Source organism: Hymenobacter qilianensis (assembly GCF_014489555.1).
Taxonomy (GTDB): Bacteria; Bacteroidota; Bacteroidia; order Cytophagales; family Hymenobacteraceae; genus Hymenobacter; species Hymenobacter qilianensis.
The window spans coordinates 3100029-3116939 of record NZ_CP060784.1 but is presented as its reverse complement, the minus strand read 5'-3'; the positions used below and the strand labels follow the sequence as shown (position 1 = coordinate 3116939).

16 protein-coding genes and 1 pseudogene are annotated in these 16911 nt (G+C 56.1%); 11 read left to right on the top strand and 6 right to left on the bottom strand.

The annotated features are described in order from the left end of the window. Position 1 precedes the first annotated feature (1 nt). Both H9L05_RS14325 and H9L05_RS14320 read left to right on the top strand, forming a co-directional pair. On the top strand, positions 2 to 889 hold the full coding sequence (locus H9L05_RS14325; RefSeq protein ID WP_187731539.1) for a hydroxypyruvate isomerase family protein: 888 nt from the start codon (positions 2 to 4) through the stop codon (positions 887 to 889). A gap of 34 nt (positions 890 to 923) precedes the next feature. Next, positions 924 to 1694 (top strand): 3-keto-disaccharide hydrolase, encoded by a 771-nt coding sequence (locus H9L05_RS14320; protein WP_187731538.1) that lies wholly within the window; start codon positions 924 to 926, stop codon positions 1692 to 1694. A 24-nt stretch (positions 1695 to 1718) separates the two neighbouring features. Here H9L05_RS14320 and H9L05_RS14315 read toward each other — a convergent pair whose 3' ends face one another. Beyond that, positions 1719 to 2618, bottom strand: coding sequence for a 3-keto-disaccharide hydrolase (locus H9L05_RS14315; RefSeq protein ID WP_187731537.1), 900 nt, complete (start codon positions 2616 to 2618; stop codon positions 1719 to 1721). Positions 2619 to 2826: 208 nt separating this feature from the next. On the opposite strand from H9L05_RS14315, the gene H9L05_RS14310 reads away from it, so the two are divergent. Together H9L05_RS14310 and H9L05_RS14305 are read left to right on the top strand one after the other, a co-directional pair. Next, entirely contained in the window at positions 2827 to 3660 is an 834-nt protein-coding gene (locus H9L05_RS14310) for an MIP/aquaporin family protein (RefSeq protein ID WP_187731536.1), read from the top strand. Between the two features lie 143 nt (positions 3661 to 3803). Further along, complete coding sequence (locus H9L05_RS14305; RefSeq protein WP_317174964.1) at positions 3804 to 4586, top strand: oxygenase MpaB family protein; 783 nt, start codon at positions 3804 to 3806, stop codon at positions 4584 to 4586. An 18-nt stretch (positions 4587 to 4604) separates the two neighbouring features. Here the strand turns inward: H9L05_RS14305 and H9L05_RS14300 are convergent, their stop codons facing one another. Further along, on the bottom strand, positions 4605 to 5417 hold the full coding sequence (locus H9L05_RS14300; RefSeq protein WP_187731534.1) for a DUF2490 domain-containing protein: 813 nt from the start codon (positions 5415 to 5417) through the stop codon (positions 4605 to 4607). Between the two features lie 383 nt (positions 5418 to 5800). On the opposite strand from H9L05_RS14300, the gene H9L05_RS14295 reads away from it, so the two are divergent. The 4 genes and pseudogenes from H9L05_RS14295 (at position 5801) to H9L05_RS14280 (ending at position 7670) form a co-directional block, all read left to right on the top strand. Continuing rightward, complete coding sequence (locus tag H9L05_RS14295) at positions 5801 to 6298, top strand: cupin domain-containing protein (protein ID WP_187731533.1); 498 nt, start codon at positions 5801 to 5803, stop codon at positions 6296 to 6298. Between the two features lie 175 nt (positions 6299 to 6473). After that, positions 6474 to 6947 (top strand): nuclear transport factor 2 family protein, encoded by a 474-nt coding sequence (locus tag H9L05_RS14290; protein ID WP_223284449.1) that lies wholly within the window; start codon positions 6474 to 6476, stop codon positions 6945 to 6947. A gap of 87 nt (positions 6948 to 7034) precedes the next feature. Further along, positions 7035 to 7184 (top strand): annotated as a pseudogene (locus tag H9L05_RS26935) (glycoside hydrolase domain-containing protein); the annotation flags it as partial. Positions 7185 to 7361: 177 nt separating this feature from the next. Next, entirely contained in the window at positions 7362 to 7670 is a 309-nt protein-coding gene (locus H9L05_RS14280; RefSeq protein ID WP_187731531.1) for a hypothetical protein, read from the top strand. Positions 7671 to 7943: 273 nt separating this feature from the next. Here H9L05_RS14280 and H9L05_RS14275 read toward each other — a convergent pair whose 3' ends face one another. Then, entirely contained in the window at positions 7944 to 8198 is a 255-nt protein-coding gene (locus H9L05_RS14275) for a hypothetical protein (protein ID WP_187731530.1), read from the bottom strand. Positions 8199 to 8497: 299 nt separating this feature from the next. On the opposite strand from H9L05_RS14275, the gene H9L05_RS14270 reads away from it, so the two are divergent. The 3 genes from H9L05_RS14270 to H9L05_RS14260 all read left to right on the top strand — a co-directional run bounded on the left by H9L05_RS14270 (position 8498) and on the right by H9L05_RS14260 (position 11208). Then, positions 8498 to 9361, top strand: a complete 864-nt coding sequence (locus tag H9L05_RS14270; protein ID WP_187731529.1) for an endonuclease/exonuclease/phosphatase family protein — start codon at positions 8498 to 8500, stop codon at positions 9359 to 9361. A gap of 205 nt (positions 9362 to 9566) precedes the next feature. Continuing rightward, complete coding sequence (locus H9L05_RS14265; RefSeq protein WP_187731528.1) at positions 9567 to 9863, top strand: hypothetical protein; 297 nt, start codon at positions 9567 to 9569, stop codon at positions 9861 to 9863. 73 nt (positions 9864 to 9936) lie between these two features. Continuing rightward, a complete protein-coding gene (locus H9L05_RS14260; protein ID WP_187731527.1) occupies positions 9937 to 11208 on the top strand; it encodes a cellulase family glycosylhydrolase in 1272 nt (423 codons plus the stop codon). Positions 11209 to 11373: 165 nt separating this feature from the next. Here H9L05_RS14260 and H9L05_RS14255 read toward each other — a convergent pair whose 3' ends face one another. The 3 genes from H9L05_RS14255 to H9L05_RS14245 form a co-directional block, all read right to left on the bottom strand. Beyond that, positions 11374 to 14157 (bottom strand): DEAD/DEAH box helicase, encoded by a 2784-nt coding sequence (locus H9L05_RS14255; protein WP_187731526.1) that lies wholly within the window; start codon positions 14155 to 14157, stop codon positions 11374 to 11376. Then, positions 14154 to 14765, bottom strand: coding sequence for a hypothetical protein (locus H9L05_RS14250; protein ID WP_187731525.1), 612 nt, complete (start codon positions 14763 to 14765; stop codon positions 14154 to 14156). The genes H9L05_RS14255 and H9L05_RS14250 overlap by 4 nt, the downstream gene beginning before the upstream one ends. A 313-nt stretch (positions 14766 to 15078) precedes the next feature. Then, positions 15079 to 16680: a protein adenylyltransferase SelO gene (locus H9L05_RS14245; RefSeq protein WP_187731524.1), complete on the bottom strand. Its 1602-nt coding sequence runs from the start codon at positions 16678 to 16680 to the stop codon at positions 15079 to 15081. Positions 16681 to 16911 lie beyond the last annotated feature (231 nt).

Below are 16911 nucleotides of genomic sequence, written 5' to 3'. Positions count from 1 at the left end.
TATGGCAATCTGGAACCGAAGAACTGCTTTGAAGGGCCTACTCACCAGCACAGCCGCCGTCGGGACGCTGGGCATTGCGAGCGCCTGCACCACCGACAAAAAGCCCCCCAGCCAGAATACGCCATTGAAAAACAACATTAAGCAGTCGGTGTGCCGGTGGTGCTTCCAGGATATGCCGCTCGACCAGCTGTGCGCGGCGGCCAAGGAAATGGGCATCAAGGGCATCGACCTGGTAGGCCCGAAAGACTGGCCTACGCTCAAAAAGTATGGTCTGGACTCGCCCATGTGCAACGGGGCCGAGATCAACCTCACCGACGGCTTCAACGACCCGCAGTTTCATGCGCGCCTGCAGAAGCAGTACGCCGACATGATTCCTCTGGTAGCCAAGGCGGGCTACACCAACCTGATCTGCTTTAGCGGCAGCCGCAGGGGAATGACCGATGAAGCGGGCTGGACCAACTCCGTGCGCGGGCTGCAGCCGCTGGTGAAGCTGGCCGCGCAGCACAAAGTAGTGCTGGTAATGGAGCTGCTCAACAGCAAAATCGACCACAAAGACTACCAGTGCGACCGCACCGCCTGGGGCGTGGAGCTAGCCAAGCGGCTGGGCTCCGAAAACTTCAAGCTGCTCTACGACATCTACCACATGCAGATCGATGAGGGCGACGTGATTCGTACGCTCACGGAGTATCACCCCTATATTGCCCACTACCACACGGCCGGCGTACCGGGCCGCCACGAGCTCGACGAGACCCAGGAGCTAAATTACCCGGCCATTATGCGCGCCATTCTGGCCACCGGCTTTAAAGGCTATGTAGCGCAGGAATTCATCCCGCAAAAAGCCGATAAGCTCGCCTCACTCCGGCAGGCCGTGCAGCTCTGCGACGTCTAATCGCCTTGTCTCCCACCACTTTACCAAGCACTCTATGCGTCTTCCTGTCCTTGCTTCCGTTTTACTATTCAGCACTTCTTTGATGGCTCAGGCACAGCAGAAGGGAAAACCAGAAGACACGGAGGTGTGGGAGCCAGTGCCCAAAGTTGTGACTGCCAGTCCGCAGTTCACCCCCCCGCCCTCCGATGCTATTGTGCTGTTTGATGGCAAGGACCTGACGCAGTGGGTATCCGCCGACGACCGGAATGCGCCGGCGAAGTGGAAGGTTGCGGGGGGCATTTTTACCGTGGACAAGAAGACCGGCAACATCGAAACCAAGCGCGCTTTTACCAACTACCAGCTGCACCTGGAGTGGCGCGTGCCGGCCACTATTGCGGGCACCGGGCAAGTGCGCGGCAACAGCGGCCTGTTCCTGGCTTCCTTAGGCAAAGGCGACCTGGGCTACGAATTGCAGATTCTGGACTCCTACGAGAACAAAACCTACGTGAACGGCATGGCTGGCAGCATCTACAAGCAGCTGATTCCGTTGGCCAACCCCACCCGCAAGCCCGGCGAGTGGCAGTCGTACGACGTGCTGTGGACGGCGCCCACCTTCAAGGCCGACGGCTCGGTGCAGTCGCCGGCCCGCGTGACGGTGCTGTTTAATGGCGTAGTGGTGCAGAACAACGTGACGCTGGCGGGGCCGACGGTGTACATCGGGAAGCCCAGCTACCAGAAGCACGGTCCCTCGCCCATCAAGCTCCAGTCGCACGGCGACCCGAGTGAGCCGCTGAGCTTCCGCAATATCTGGGTTCGGGAGCTGTAGGCCGGCTGGGGGCAAATTTGGGAGTTATCTGGTTGGCTTGTTATTAAAATACTTGGCGTACTCCGCTGGCATGGCATCCAGGGGCTTGATCATAATGCCTTTATAGTACACTTCGGCGGCTTCGCTCTGTAGCTGAATCTTGCCGTGCGTGAGCGGCAGGCGCTGGCCATTTTCCACGTAGCCTGAGTTGTTGACGGCCAGCACCACCTTGCCGTTCACGATGTGAATGCTCTGGCCATTCACGTGAATCAGCTCCAGCTCATCCCATTGCCCCGCCGGAACGCCGTAGTTAGCTGAAGCCTGGCAGAACCCAGGGCCGCCCCTGCCAAAAGTGACGGGGGCCGCATCTGGGTTGTATTTCATCCCGTCCTTCGTTTCGTTTTGGGTTGCCGTAATGTCGGCCGTGGAGTTGGCGATGCACCAGAAGTCGCCCATCGCGTTGCCCTTCTCGAACTCGGACACCTGAAATTCCTGACTCAGCATCCAGCTATGCCAGTAGTCTACCCCGCACTCACCCTGGCTATTATAAAGGATACCACTGTCGCGGGGCTCGTTGAGGCGCGGCACCCACTTCTTCTCGCCCCACTTTACCTTTAGCTTAAGGGCGTAGTTGGTAAAATCCTGCTTGGTGAATACGCAGCCGTATATCTCCCCGCTGATGCGCAGTACTGGTTCGCCCTTCTCCATCCGGACCGAGAATACATTTGCCTCATTTTTGCCGTAGCCGATGGGCGCAATTTCCTTTCCCTGAGCATCGGTGGGCACTTTCCCTTTGTAGCCTAGCTCGTGGCGGTAGCTTAAGAAGGTTTCCCACTTGCTCAGTTTTTTATCCAGCAACGGCTCCCAGCCATCGCGCGGGGCCTTCGACGAAGTAGAGAAAAACAATAAGGTAGCGCCGAGCGCCAAAGCAGTGAGTTTTCTCATGATACGCAGCGCTGAGCCATGTTTTGATGAACATCAAAGCTAGTCTTTTGCCGGGTTTGAGCAAGGTAAATTGTGCTATGACGCTTAAAAGAATAAGTCCGGCAGGCTGTACCAACAGAAAAAAGCCCCCCAGATGCGAACCGGGCACAGCACAACCGATAAAGGAAGGATGCGTTGTAGATAGCTGGTTCCGCGCTTTACTTCACTTATGCCATTAGCTCACCGTTTGCTGTCCGCGCTACGTCGGCACTGGCCACACTACGTTGCGGAAGCATTGGGCCTGGCCTTTTTTGTGGGAAGTGCGGGTTTGCTGACCATCCTGCTGGAGCATCCGGCTTCGCCTGTGCGGCAGAGCCTGGCGGAAAGCCACCTGCTTCGCAGAGGCGTTATGGGCCTGGGTCTGGGGCTGGTGCTGGTCATTATTATTTATAATCCCTGGGGTAAAAAGTCGGGCGCGCATATTAATCCGGCAGTTACGCTGGCCTTCTGGCAATTAGGCAAAATACGCCTCCCCGATGCGGTGTGGTACGTGCTGGCGCAGCTGTGCGGCGCCATTGGGGCGGCCCAACTGCTGAAGCTTGGCCTGCCCAAGTTCTACGCTCATCCGGCCGTAAAATACACCGTTACGCAACCCAATCCGGTTTTTGTTCAGGGTGAGCTGACTGCCTTCGTAGCCGAGTTCATTATCTGTTTTGTGATGATGCTGGTGACGCTGCTTGCCCTGCATTCGAGTCGGTTGAAAGCGTGGGCCGGGTGGCTGCTGGGCGCGCTGCTTGCGGTTTATGTCCTTGTTGAAACACCTTATTCGGGGATGAGCCTGAACCCGGCCCGTACGCTGGGCACCGCCGTGGCAGCCGGCCGCTATCATGGACTCTGGATCTATTGGTTAGCGCCTTGCCTGGCCATGTGGCTCGCCACGGTTGGTTTTTTACGCTTTCACCACGGCCAGCCCTTGGAATGCGCCATTCTGGCCGGGTGCGGCCCCAGCCCTGTTTCCCCGCACGCCTCCGACGAAGAGCCGCCGCAGTACCCGGATGAGTGAGTTTTTTATTTCTGACGTGATATGGGTTTGCCGCCGGCCAACGTTCTGCTACTTTGATACTTTCGTAGCTACGCAGCAGCTGTTACCAAAGACCCTGGGAGCCTTTTGCTGCCTTTTCCAGTTCTTGATCTATGGATTTTTTTGTGCCGAAGCATTCCGTGGTGCGGGCCATCTGGGGCAAGGCCGACACGGTGCTTTTTATTTTTGCCGGCGCGGCGGCAGAGTTTGCCCTGAATAAAGCCGTTGACTGGCTTTACTTCACCGGCCGTCTGCCCGCCGACCCGATGGCGCGCTTATTCTCTACCGTAGAGTATGCCCGGCAAATCGTATTTGCCCCTCAGCCCGCCGCCGAACGGGCTATCGACACCATTGCCGCCATTCATGCGGCCGTGGAGGCAAAGCGCGGCGCAGCCATTCCCGACTGGGCCTACCGCGACGTGCTGTTTCTGCTTATCGACTATTCTATCCGCTCGTTCGAGCTGCTGGAGCGCCCCATGAGCACTGCCGAAAAAGAAGAGGTATTCACCGTATTCGCGCGCGTAGGGCAGCGCATGGGCATCCCCGATTTGCCCCCCACCTACGCGCAATGGCTGGTAGTAAGGCAGCAGCACCTGGCATCCGACCTGGAGCATAGCCGCTTCACCCAAGATCTGTATCATCAGTATCGTAAGCACCTGGGGCCGGTGCGGTACTGGCTGTTGCTGCACGCGCAGCGCCTCGTGGTGCCGGCTACCGTGCGCGACTTGCTGCGTTTGGGCAACAGGTCGTGGCTGCGGCCGGTGGTGCCGGTGTATCGGCGCACGCAGCATTTATCCCTGAGTCAGTGGGTGAAAACTGCGCTGCTGCCGCCGGCTTATAAAGCAAAGATTCAAGCCCTTGACCGCGACCCGGTTGAGTTTGCGCGCTCCGCTGGCGTGCACTCTTAGGCGCATTAGCGTGAGGCGTTAGTCTGCTGATGCAGACGACGTAAAGTCCAGGTTGTAAACCACGTTCAGCCGAAACCCATTGTTGTTTTCAAACACCGACTGCTGCGTATTGGGAGCGGGCTCGGCGTGCTGGGTCCACTGGTTCAGGTAGCTCAGCTCCAGCTTCCAGTTGTCGCGGATCTGGTAGCCCAGGCCCCCAGAAATACGGTTTTGGTTGAATACATTGCGGCCCACATTCTCCCCGAAGCCGATAAATATCTCGTCGAAAAAGGTGATGTACAGCTCGCCGTCGTCGATGCTGGAGCCTTGCAGTGGTAGCTCGCCGGCCACCTGGTAGCGGGCGCGGTTCTGGTATTCCCAGCCCTCCACCCGCCTGGGGTTGCTTTCAGCTAATTGCCCCAGCCAGCGCTGCTCCAGCCGAAACCGATGCGTGAGCTGAAGCCGGCCGTAGGTGCTGGCCAGCGTGATGTCCTCATACACGCGGTTTTCGGGTGTCGCTTCGCCTAAATTGGCCGTGGGGTAGTCGCCGTAGGGATAGGTGGTCAGCTGCGTATAACCTCCTGAAAGCGTCACGCGCTCGGCCAACGAATACACGATGCCCAGGCGCGACAGCAGCTGCTGGCGGCCCAGGCCCAGGCGCGTGCGGCGCAGCTGCACTTCAGTATGCACGGCCCACTGGGGGGCAATTTGGTGGTCGCCATTGTAGGTAAACCAGCCGATGGTGTTGCGGTCTATTATCCGCTCAGCCGACTGGCTCCTGGCCGGAACAACTGACCCGATGAGCAGCAACAGAGCAGCCAGTTTCAGAGCGAAGGAATAGATTGACGGCATTGCTTCCTTAACAAGCAGTAGATAGATGGGCAGCGTATGGTTTCAGGCAAGCAGCCGCAGCGCCAGATTTATGTGTCACACCTCCCCGACTCCACACGTTTCTGAAAGGCTGCTTCTGCCTACGCTGTACCGATTGCAGAGCTGCATAGTTGTGCGCAGGTGCTGGAAGAAGCCAGGAAAGGATGAGCCCATTAAATTATAAATACACTATATTAGACTAGAAACCAGGCTGATTTAGCCACATGACCACTTCACCGAGTTAGTTGCGCTGAAGGCAATGTGGAAGCATACTAAACCGCAACGCCATTAACATCACCAGCTATGGAACGCCGACACTTTATTCAGACATCGCTTGCCGGCCTGCCTTTCGTGGCTGGGGGCAAATGCAGGCCCCCGCTGTCACCACCGGAAAAGGATTTAAGATACGCGCCGGTGAAGGTCGCCGCCACGGCCACCTGAAGCTGCTGGGCGTCAACGCGAATATTCTGGACCTTAAAGTTTCGGGCAAAGACACCAATGGCGGCTTAGCCATTTTTGAACAGATCAGCCTGTCCCCCGGCCGGGGAACGCCCCTGCATGTGCATTTCAAACAGGATGAGGTATTTTACGTGCTGGACGGGGAATATTATTTCCACGTCGGAGAAGAGAAATACGCTCTTAAAACGGGTGAAAGCATCTTTCTGCCCCGCCAAGTGCCTCATGCCTGGACTCAAGTCAGCCAAACCGGCCGCATGCTGGTGGCCTTTCAACCCGCTGGAAAAATGGAAGAATTTTTTGTGACACTGGCGACTTTGAAAGCGGAACCCACGCCTCAGGAGATTGCCAGAATATTCGCTGCCAACGAGATGAAAGTAGTGGGCCCGCCTCTGAAGATTGGCTGAAATCGAGGCAGATATACCCCGCACAAGAAGTCCTGTTTAACAGTTGGTTTTCAACATTTAAAGGCGTAAAAAAGCCCCCCGTTACCCTATGGAGGTTCGTTTCTCCCTATCTGGCTTCTGCCGGTTTTACTCTGCAACGTGCCGCCCGACCAACGCAGCAGCAATACTCAGCTCAGTGCTGCTCCTTGCGGCCACGGCCTGCTCTACCAGCAAACCAGCAGCACCACCACCCACCGCCGCCGTGCAGTTGCCTGAATCGAAGGAGCTGTACGCTACCATTGCCCGCCTCGACAGCGCCATGTTTGCGGCCTTCAACCGCCACGACGCGGAGCAGCTTCAAACGTTTTTTGCCGAAGACCTCGAGTTTTACCACGATAAAGGTGGCCTGGCCGATTTTCAAAAAACGATGGCCGGCTTTCGGAGCCTGTTTGAGCAAAACAAAACGACCGGCCTGAATCGGCAGTTGGTGCCCGGCAGCTTAGAAGTGTATCCCATTCCGGGCTATGGCGCCGTGGATGCTCACCTGCACCGCTTCTGCCACGTGGAGAACGGCAAAGACGACTGCGGCACCTTCAAGAATATGATGGTCTGGCGACTAAAAGACGGCCAGTGGAAAGTAACACGCGTCGTCAGCTACGACCATCAATAAATACATGCCGAAAGGCTCCGCTGCTAAGCTGTATTTCCAGAAAAAAGCCCCCCATAGCCTTGCAGCCACCCGACTGCAAAAGAAAACACTTTCACCATCAGCATCAAAAGCCAAAGCGGTAAGAAGTATGTGAAAGAAGCGCGGCTAAACGGGCAAAAATTGAAGCGGCCGTTTCTGGCGCATCAGAATATTGTAAAGGGTGGGGAGTTAGTGTTTTTGATGGCGGCGCGGCCTTAAGTGCATACTGTAGATGTACTTTAGTACACATTTTATAAAGAAACTTTGTCTTCTCCGTCAACTTTAATGACTCTTGCTATACAGCGTATTATCCTACAGATAGGATGCGCATTATCGACTATCTCAGGTTGCGCGAGTTGTGTATCTATAAGTGAGGATTCAATAGCTGGAACTTATGTGTTTGATCATAATAGCTACACAAATGATACACTTAAGATTTTTAAGGGAGGAACGTATGAGAAACGAATATATAATCGAGATACTAATAGACTAATCTATCTAAATAAGGGTGTATGGAAGTTTAATGAAAGCAGGATTACATTCAAGGATTTTCTTTTAAATGAAGAGGGACAATTCACCGCTGCTACCTATGATAATGTATTAATGACTGTATCTCTACCAGTTGAAGAGTTTAAGTTGAACAAGATCAGGATTGAAGAAGGAATTAGTAATAAAGGCGGAAGTACTTATTATAAAAAACTATAGTAAGCCCAAGCTGGCGCGAGTTTAGCGCAGCTAAACTCGTGACCGACCATAATGTGGAGGTTGTACCTCCACTGTCGCCAAGCGGCAAGCTGGTACAGCGCAGTTGTTTAGCGCAGGATTAGGATTTCGCATTCGTGTCATGCTTCGCCAAGCTGAGCATGCCTCTACTTAGTTGTCACCTCATTTTTTTAATTCTTAAACTTAACAAAAAGCCCCACCCCTGAGCCAGTACCGGCCAGGAGTGGGGCTTTTACATAACATCCGGCGGAGCGCCTACAGATTTGGGTTGAAGTTGGACACGTTGGTATTGGACGTACCAGTGCCCTTATTCTTATTGCGGTTGTAGAGGTAAGCAGCACCGGCAGCCAACAACGCCCCGGTAGCCAGCTTGCGCCCAACGCCCCCAGACCGGCCGGCATTACCATATGTACCAGTAGCAGGGTTTACGGCCCTTCTACCACCGCCAAACAGGCCTGAAAGCAGGCCACCTAGTGTACCGCTTGAGCGGTCAGAACCAAATATGCTCATGATTGACAAGGAAAATGGTGTACGCTATATAACGTAGCCAGAACCTGTGAGGTTAGTGCTAAGAGGATCTAAACCAGGAACCGCATTCAAAAAGTTGCGGCGTAAGTTTAGCACAGCGTAACTCATGACCAGCCAAGCAAACGCCAGTCGTCCGGACGGGTGAGGCGCAGCCTCACAACAAAATCAGCACGGGTTACGCTACGCTAAACTCGCGCTGGCCCTCACACCAAAAAAGCCCCCCAGGCAGGTGGTCGGTGGCAAGAGCAATAGTCGGCGTTCACTCTTTTTTTCTCCTCGCTATGTATTTATCTGCGTTCAAGAAAATTCTAGTAGTAGCGCTGCTGGTGCTTGGTAGCCGGGTAGAGCTAGCTGCTCAAATGATGAAGGTGGCGACTTACAATATCCGCTACGATAATCCGCAGGACACAGTAAATGGCTGGCGCCAACGGATGCCGCACTTAGTCAATCTCATTCGCTTTCAGGACTTTGACGTCTTTGGTACGCAGGAAGGGCTGTATCACCAGCTCCAGGATATGACGCGCCAAATGCCGAGCTACGCCTACACCGGCGCGGGCCGCGACGACGGTAAGCAGGCCGGGGAATTTTCGGCTATCTTTTATAAGAAAGACAAATACCAGCTGCTCAAGCAAGGCACGTTCTGGCTTTCACCCACGGGCGCCGTTCCGAGCAAGGGCTGGGATGCCGCACTGCCGCGGGTTTGCAGCTGGAGTCAGCTGCGGGAGAAAAAAACAGGCTTTACGTTCTACTTCTTCAACACTCACTTCGACCATGTAGGCACTGAGGCCCGGAAAGAAAGCGCTAGGCTGATTTTAAGCAAAGTGAAAGAGCTGGCCGGCCCGACGCCAACCATCCTGACAGGCGACTTCAACATCGACCAGCGCAACGAGAGCTATACTATTCTTAATACGGCCAGCAACCTGCGCGATGCCTATCAGCTGGCACAAGTGGTGTACGCGCCCAGCGGCACGTTCAACGACTTCAACTCGCAGAGCAAAACCGACGCCCGCATTGACCATATTTTTCTGAGTCCCGCTTTCAAGGCCACCCGGTACGGCATTCTAACGGAAACCTACGGTGGCGGCAAAACGCCCTCCGACCATTATCCGGTGGCTGTGGAGGTTCAGTACACTGTGCAGAAATAAGCGCTCTTCCCCACTGGTCCAACTGGCGCGATACCTTGCAGTCGCTCGGTTGCGCCGAGTGACTGCGGCAGAATCTCCCGATGTATACACAGCTATGCCACACATTGACAAATATCCAGTGCAGCCAACAGTTCAGCTATACCGTATAGCTACCTGGTAGCCATTACTTTACTAGCGGCCTTTGCAACTTATATAACCAACTGTTATGGACCCCAAAACGCCCCCCAGGCAGCCCAATCCGGCGGATAATAATCTGCCCACGAAAGGCACCGCCGATACCCAGAGCGCCGACGCTCCTACCCTTACCAACCAGCCCCGCCCCGACAGCGCCCCCACGGCCGCGCCACCCGCAACCGCTGACGCAGAAGACACCACGCCCAGCACAGAAAGCGAAGCCGCGACGGACATACCGACCGACCCCACGGCGGCCGGTACGCAGTCCGACCTGGGCGGCGACACGGACCCCGGCGCCAGCAACACCAGCAATGATGAGCCGCTGTAGAAGCTAGGAGCCACAGGCTGTATAGCGCCCAGATCTAGCTAGCTTTAATCCACCAAAAAGCCCCCCAGACCCTATGAAGCTTCTCTCCTGCCTTTTTCTCCTCACCTTCACCACGACCTTCGCTCAAACCGGCCCCGTAAAGGTTGAGGTAAAACAAGCCAACGGGCGCTACGAGCTGCTGCGGGGAGGGAAGCCTTACTTCATAAATGGAGCTGGTGGGGGGCAATTTCCGGAGCGCATCAAAGCCTACGGCGGCAATTCTATTCGCACCTGGAGCACCAATGACGCGGATAAGGTGCTGGCCGAAGCCAACAAAAACGGCCTCACCGTGATGCTGGGGCTCGATGTGGCCCGCGAGCGGCACGGCTTCGACTACAACAATCCTCAGGCCGTGGCCGAGCAGCTGCAGAAGCTGCGCGCCGAGGTGGTGAAGTACAAGGACAACCCGGCCGTGCTGTTCTGGGGCATCGGTAATGAGCTGAACCTAGAGTACACCAACCCGAAAGTCTGGGATGCCGTGCAGCAGATTGCCCAGATGATTCATGAAGCTGACCCCAACCACCCCACCAGCACCGTGCTGGCCGGCCTCAATCAGAAGGAAGTCGACTACATCAAGGCCAAGTGCCCGGCCGTGGATATTCTAAGCATCAACACCTACGCCGGGCTGGCCGCCATTCCGCAGCAGGTGCGCACCACCGGCTGGACCGGCCCCTACGTGGTAGCCGAGTGGGGCCCCACCGGCCATTGGGAAAGCCCCGTCACGCCCTGGAAAGCCTCGGTGGAAGAAACCAGCAGCCAGAAAGCTGCCGTGTACCAAAGTCGCTACCAAGCCTCTATTGCCAAAGACAAAACGCAGTGCCTGGGCACCTACGTGTTTTTGTGGGGCCAAAAGCAGGAGCGCACGCCCACCTGGTACGGCATCTTCACGGAGGACGGCAAGGAGTCGGAAGTGGTGGATGTGATGCAGTATCTGTGGAGCGGCAAGTGGCCCCAGAACCGGGCGCCGCACCTGGGGGGCTTTTTGCTGGATGGCAAGAAGTCAACCGACAACATCTACCTGCAAGCCGGCCAGAGCTACCCCGTCGTGGCCACCGTCACCGACCCCAACAAAGACCCCCTCACCTTCCGCTACGAGCTGCTCCCAGAAAGCACCGACCTCAAATCCGGCGGCGACCGGGAAAGCCGCCCCGTTGCCATTCCCAACCTGATTCCGGCTGGCGCGAAAGCCCAAACCAAGCTCACCGCTCCTGTTAAGGAAGGCGCCTACCGCCTATTCGTGTATGCCTACGACGGGCACGATAATGTGGCGACGGCCAATATTCCGTTTTATGTGAAGGGGAAGTAAAACTATTCACAAGAAGCATGAGAGCAAGGGGTCTACTCTCCTAGACCGTCATGCAGAGCGGCAGCGAAGCATCTCGCGTGCAGTCTTTGGATTACCATTGCAACATCAGCACGTGAGATGCTTCGCTGCCGCTCTGCATGACGGTCTGGAAGTTAGCGAATAACCTCAGCTAAACAGCGCCAGCAGCTCCTGCTTTGTCAGAGCCTTCACCAGCGCCGTGTCGGTTTTGATAAGCTCGTAGGCCAGCTCGCGCTTGGCTTCCTGGAGCTTCATGATTTTCTCCTCAATCGTATCGGGGCAGATGAGGCGGACGGCTACCACTTTTTTGGTTTGGCCGATGCGGTGACTGCGGTCTATGGCTTGGTTTTCTACGGCGGGGTTCCACCACGGGTCCACGAGGTAAACGTAGTCGGCTTCGGTGAGGTTGAGGCCCGTGCCGCCGGCTTTCAGGCTGATAAGAAACACGCGCACGGTTTCGTCTTCCTGAAAGGCAGTGACAGCTGCTTCGCGGTTGCGGGTTTGGCCGGTGAGGTATTGGTAGCTGATATCACTCTGGTCAAGCTCTCGCCGGATCAGGTTGAGCATACCCACAAACTGCGAGAAGATCAGGATTTTGTGCTGGGGGGCTTTTGTGCTGATTTCCTCCAGCAACGCTTCCAGCTTGGCCGACGCCGAGCCGTAATATTCCTGTTCGCGCAGCAGCGCGGGCGCATTACAGATCTGGCGCAGCTTGGTGAGGCCCTGCAGAATATGGAGGCTGCTTTTGCCGGGTGTTTCTTCGTGCAGCCCCATCAGCTTCGCCCGATACTCCTGCTTGCAGGCCTCATACACGCGGCGCTGCTCGGCGCCCATCTCGCAGTAGAGCACCATTTCGGTTTTATCGGGCAGCTCGGCGGCTACCTGGGCCTTGGTGCGGCGCAGCACGAAGGGGTTGATTTTGCGCTGGAGCGCCCGCGCCCGTTTCGCGTCCTTGAACTTGTCGATGGGCGCGGCATACAAGTCCTGAAAGTGCTGCCGACTACCCAGCAAACCGGGGCAAGCGAAGGAAAGCTGCCCGTAAAGGTCGTAGGTGTTGTTCTCAACGGGCGTACCGGTGAGCACCACACGGTTGCGGGCCTGGAGCAAACAAGCAGCCCGGTAGCGCTGAGAATCAGGGTTTTTGATGGCCTGCGCTTCATCCAGAAACACGTAGTTGAAGCGATACTCCTTCAGCCACCGAATATCCGACACCACGGTATTGTAGGTGGTCAGCACGACGTCGGACTTGTCGAAAGCACGGGTGTGCAGGCCACGGTCGGCGCCGTGCAGAACGTGTACGCGCAGCGTAGGGGCAAACTTTTCTACCTCCGCCAGCCAGTTGAACACGAGCGAAGTCGGCACCACGACCAGGTTAGCGCCTGGGGGGCTTTTTTCCCGCTGAAGCAGGATAAAAGCCAACACTTGCAGGGTTTTGCCCAAACCCATATCATCGGCCAGGCAGCCGCCGAAGTTGAAGGTATCGAGGAAGTTCAGCCAGTTAAGGCCCTGGTGCTGGTAGTCGCGCAGGGTAGCGCGCAAGTCGGGGGGCAAATTTACGGGCTTGATACCAGCAAAATCGGCCACAGCGGCTTTGTAGCGCGATAATTGGTTTTGAGCGTTGGGCAGCAGCGCTTCCGGCTCATACAGTTCTTCGAGAGTAGCGAAGCTGATGCTGGGCGTCCGAATCTTGTCCTCAACCACCTCGCCTGCTGCAAAATAGGCGGCAAACTTCTCGACCCATTCCTGGGGCAAAATACCGCGGGTGCCATCGTCGAGCTGCACGTAGCGGCTCTTGTTGCGAATGGCCCTGTGCAGATTTCGCATAGATGCCTCCTGCTTGCCAAAGCGCACCCGTAGCACGGTATCAAACCAGTTATTCTCGCCCGTTACGCGCACGGTCACGTGGGCTTTATTGGGGTTGTATGTATTGCCTTTGAGCTGATTAAAGCCCAGAATAGTGATGCCTAAGTTGCGCCAGTCCTCGAAAGCGTCCAGAAACCATTCTTCCTGCAAAAACTGGCTTTTCGGCACGTACAAACTCTCTTGATTGACCTGCTCCTGAAAATCGGGATAATGGCGCAGCAGAGCCGCCAGAAAATTGTTTTCAGCTGCCGCATCCCGCGCCAGCAAGAAGGCCCGCCCCAGCTCATCGGTAGCATACAGCTGCCGCCGCGACAAAATAGACACCTCCGTAGGACCGTAGCGCATCACCGGCAGCAGCTCCACGTGCCCGCCAGCGTCTGACAGGTAAAGCAGCAACTCCGGTGCTTCATTAAAGCCACTCTCTACCAACTGCTTAGGCGTAGCGGGCCGCATATAGCCGTAGGTGATGTGCAGACGGTTTTCCAGGTTGGCCAGCACATCGCGCTGAAACTCGCTGAACTTCGATTGGTGAATGAGCAGGGTGTTGTTGCGCTTTTGAAAAAACTCAACCACCCGCCACACATCGAGGTCGTCGAGCAAGTACAGCGCACCGTGCACGGCCACAAAATACTCGTACTGAATGGTTAAGCCTTTCAAGTCAAAAGGCTGATCGTGAAGCCAGAGCTTGCCGCTTACCTGGTAATAGTCGCCCTGCTGCTCCACCAGTATCCGCAGGTCTAGCTTGGTGTGCCGGAGCTTTACTGACGTAACAGATTGGGCCGTTATATTGTCGGAAACACTGGTGTTGTGCGCGTACACCGGCAGGCCAGTGGGGTTCTGCACCACGGCCCGCAAGGCACTTATGGCAGCACTCGTGCGGGTATCTTCGTAGTTGCGCTGAAAGTGGGAAATGGCCGTGTAAAACTTGACTTCATCGGGCTGCTGGAGCTGCCAGATGCCATCCAGCGGGTTGATGATATTCACCGGATTTTTGACCTTGCCCGTAGCCGTCATAGCCGCTTCCGCTAGGTAGATAGTCAGGTGCCCATAGTAGCGGTGCCTGCTCAACACCAGCAACTGTTGGCTGGGGGCAAATCAGCGGCCGGCCTTCGTTTAGTGGGCAGCAACTGCGTTATCAGCTCCTGCTTGGTAGTGGCCGTAACCGCGTATAAGTCAGGGCGGCGCGGCACGGCGCTTACCAATGAAGGGCGGGTATAGGTTAGCTCAAAATGCTCATCGAGGTCTTCCGCCTGTTCTAGACCATAGTCGCGAGCCAGGGTGCGCATGTAGGCGTGACGGGCGGGCTTGTCGAAGAATAGGCGTAGTTCCTTGCGCTGCAAAATGCTCAGCAGCACCAGTGCCTGATGCTCGCATAGACTGGTTTTTGGAATGGCACAAGCACAGGATGCCACTAAGTCCGGGCCGTTTTGCTGCACAACTACCGTTGGAAATCGCAACTCGCTGGCCGCGTGCGATAAGCTGGTAAATGTGCCGTTATCCAGCGCCAGGGTTTCGGGCTGAATAGCAGCCAGCGTGCGGCTGTCAGCGGGCGGCAGCCCCACGCAATGCAGCCCGACAATTGTACTTGTCAGCTTGGCCACCGTTATGGCCGGGAGTACATACTTGTGCGGGTGCGGCCCGGCCGCCGAAAGCAGATAAGGTTCGTCTAGTCTCAATATGCAATAAGCCTCTCAATAAGTACTGGCCAGTCGTCCAAAGGTAGCCTTCGGCATGTTGAGTATTGCTTGAATAGAACGCGGTACAGACGCAACATTCTGCGTCTCGTCGTTGAACATTAATCATCTGTCATCCTGACGAAGAAAGGACCTTATAGCAGTTGAACGACTATCATAACAACCTGTGCTGAGGTGATAACGTCCTTCCTGCGTCAGGATAACAGATGCGAGGGTTACAGCCAGTTAAGGTTCAACGAGGAGACGCAAAATGTTGCGTCTCTACCGCGTTCTAACAATACGGATAAGCAACTCTTTAGGAACTGCACGATAACGTAGCGCAGCCGGCTTTGGTCCGCGCCCAGTCGGGGCGCTTGGTGGCTAGCTCGTCGTGCTCGGGCTGCTCGGCAAAAGGAGTTTTGAGAACTTCCATCAGTCGATTCAGCACCGACAAATCACCAGTTTCGGCAGCTTCGATGGCCTGCTGAGCGAGGTAGTTGCGCAGCACGTACTTGGGGTTGGCGCTGAGCATGCTTTCGCGAATAGCCTCTGGGTCAGCAGATTCCTGATGTAGCCGGTCGGTGTAGCGCTGCAGCCACTGGTGCAACATCTGCTCTCCTTCGGGCGACGTGCCGTACGAAGCAGCTTGCACTATCTCCTGGAACAGAGCATTTTGGTTTTCCGAGCTTGCTATCAAAGCGGGAGCAGCATGCGAAAGGCGGCGGAAGAATATGGTCATGTCCACTTGCGACTCGGCCATTGCTTCATGCAGACCTTCAATTAAGGCGCGGTCTTCCTCCTGATTTAATTCAGTGAGACCGAGCTTGCGTAGCATCATGGCATGCTGGGTTTCGGCCAACGTCTTCGTGTACTGATCGAGGCTTCCGCGTAGGGCTTCTGGCTCATGAACCAGCGGCGCAATGGCTCTGGCCAATTGATACAGATTCCAGAGTGCCACCTGGGGCTGCTGCCCGAAGGCGTAGCGCCGGCTGCTGAAGTCAGTGGTGTTGGGCGTCCAATCCAGCTCGTAAGGCTCCAGCCAGCCGTAGGGGCCGTAATCGATGGTGAGGCCGAGGATGGACATGTTATCGGTGTTCATCACGCCGTGCACAAAGCCCACTGACATCCAGTGCGCTATCATCACGGCCGTGCGCCGACACACTTCCTCAAACCAGCGCATGTACACCTCCGGCGACGGTTCGCCCAGCTCGGGGTAGTGGTGCTTAATCACGTAGTCGGCCAAAGCGCGCAGGTTGTCCTTCTCGCCGGCTACGGCCATCATCTGAAAGTTACCGAAGCGGATAAACGTAGGTGCGACCCGCGCCACCACGGCGCCCGGCTCTTCCTGCGCGTTGCCGTTATAAAACATATCCCGCACCACCTTGTCGCCGGTTCCTACCAGGCTTAGCGCCCGCGTAGTTGGTACGCCGAGGTAATACATGGCTTCGCTGCACAAGAACTCCCGCAGTGAGGAGCGCAGCACCGCGCGGCCATCAGCCCGGCGGGAGTACGGCGTGGGGCCAGCGCCTTTCAGCTGAATTTCCCAGGTAGAACCGTCGACAGCCGTTAGTTCGCCCAATGAAATGGCACGCCCATCGCCAAGCTGCCCCGCCCAATGGCCAAACTGGTGCCCACCATAACGGGCCGCAAATGGCTTCATGCTTTCAGTGACGAGGTTACCGGCCAGGGCATTAACGGCAGGACCGCGCTCCTCAGGCCGGGCAAGGCCCAAAAAGCCCCCCAGGTCATCGGACCAGGCTAGCAGGTGCGGGTCGCGTACGGGCGTCGGCTCAATGCGTGAATAATGATAGCCCGGCACCTGGCGCGGGTTTTTATTGCGAGAAGCCTCCCCTTTCAACTCTTCTACAAAAGAGTTTTGGAATGGTGCCTGCTCTAATGATTGGGTGGATATAGACATGATTATAGGACGGTGGAAGGAATTATCATTTATGGCAACGCACACCGGGCGCTTAGGTTCCTGTTGAGCCACGGCTTACGGCCGGTACTCAGCTTGAAAGCTGTACTGCTTTGACTTTTGATGAATGCTCCCTAACGAAATAACATAGCTATCAAGTTCGGTCGGAAACCGAAGAAGTAAGGGTTCAACGAGTCGGCTGGCTCCCCTCTTTTTGGGAGAGGGAGAGCCAGC

Excerpts from the sequence above, each read along its gene's own strand:
- H9L05_RS14325 (WP_187731539.1), top strand. The coding sequence starts at position 2 with ATGGCAATCTGGAACCGAAGAACTGCTTTGAAGGGCCTACTCACCAGC.
- H9L05_RS14265 (WP_187731528.1), top strand. The coding sequence starts at position 9,567 with ATGGACCCCAAAACGCCCCCCAGGCAGCCCAATCCGGCGGATAATAAT.
- H9L05_RS14300 (WP_187731534.1), bottom strand. The coding sequence starts at position 5,417 with ATGCCGTCAATCTATTCCTTCGCTCTGAAACTGGCTGCTCTGTTGCTG.
- H9L05_RS14260 (WP_187731527.1), top strand. The coding sequence starts at position 9,937 with ATGAAGCTTCTCTCCTGCCTTTTTCTCCTCACCTTCACCACGACCTTC.
- H9L05_RS14275 (WP_187731530.1), bottom strand. The coding sequence starts at position 8,198 with ATGAGCATATTTGGTTCTGACCGCTCAAGCGGTACACTAGGTGGCCTG.
- H9L05_RS14295 (WP_187731533.1), top strand. The coding sequence starts at position 5,801 with ATGCAGGCCCCCGCTGTCACCACCGGAAAAGGATTTAAGATACGCGCC.
- H9L05_RS14310 (WP_187731536.1), top strand. The coding sequence starts at position 2,827 with ATGCCATTAGCTCACCGTTTGCTGTCCGCGCTACGTCGGCACTGGCCA.
- H9L05_RS14320 (WP_187731538.1), top strand. The coding sequence starts at position 924 with ATGCGTCTTCCTGTCCTTGCTTCCGTTTTACTATTCAGCACTTCTTTG.
- H9L05_RS14270 (WP_187731529.1), top strand. The coding sequence starts at position 8,498 with ATGTATTTATCTGCGTTCAAGAAAATTCTAGTAGTAGCGCTGCTGGTG.
- H9L05_RS14245 (WP_187731524.1), bottom strand. The coding sequence starts at position 16,680 with ATGTCTATATCCACCCAATCATTAGAGCAGGCACCATTCCAAAACTCT.
- H9L05_RS14315 (WP_187731537.1), bottom strand. The coding sequence starts at position 2,618 with ATGAGAAAACTCACTGCTTTGGCGCTCGGCGCTACCTTATTGTTTTTC.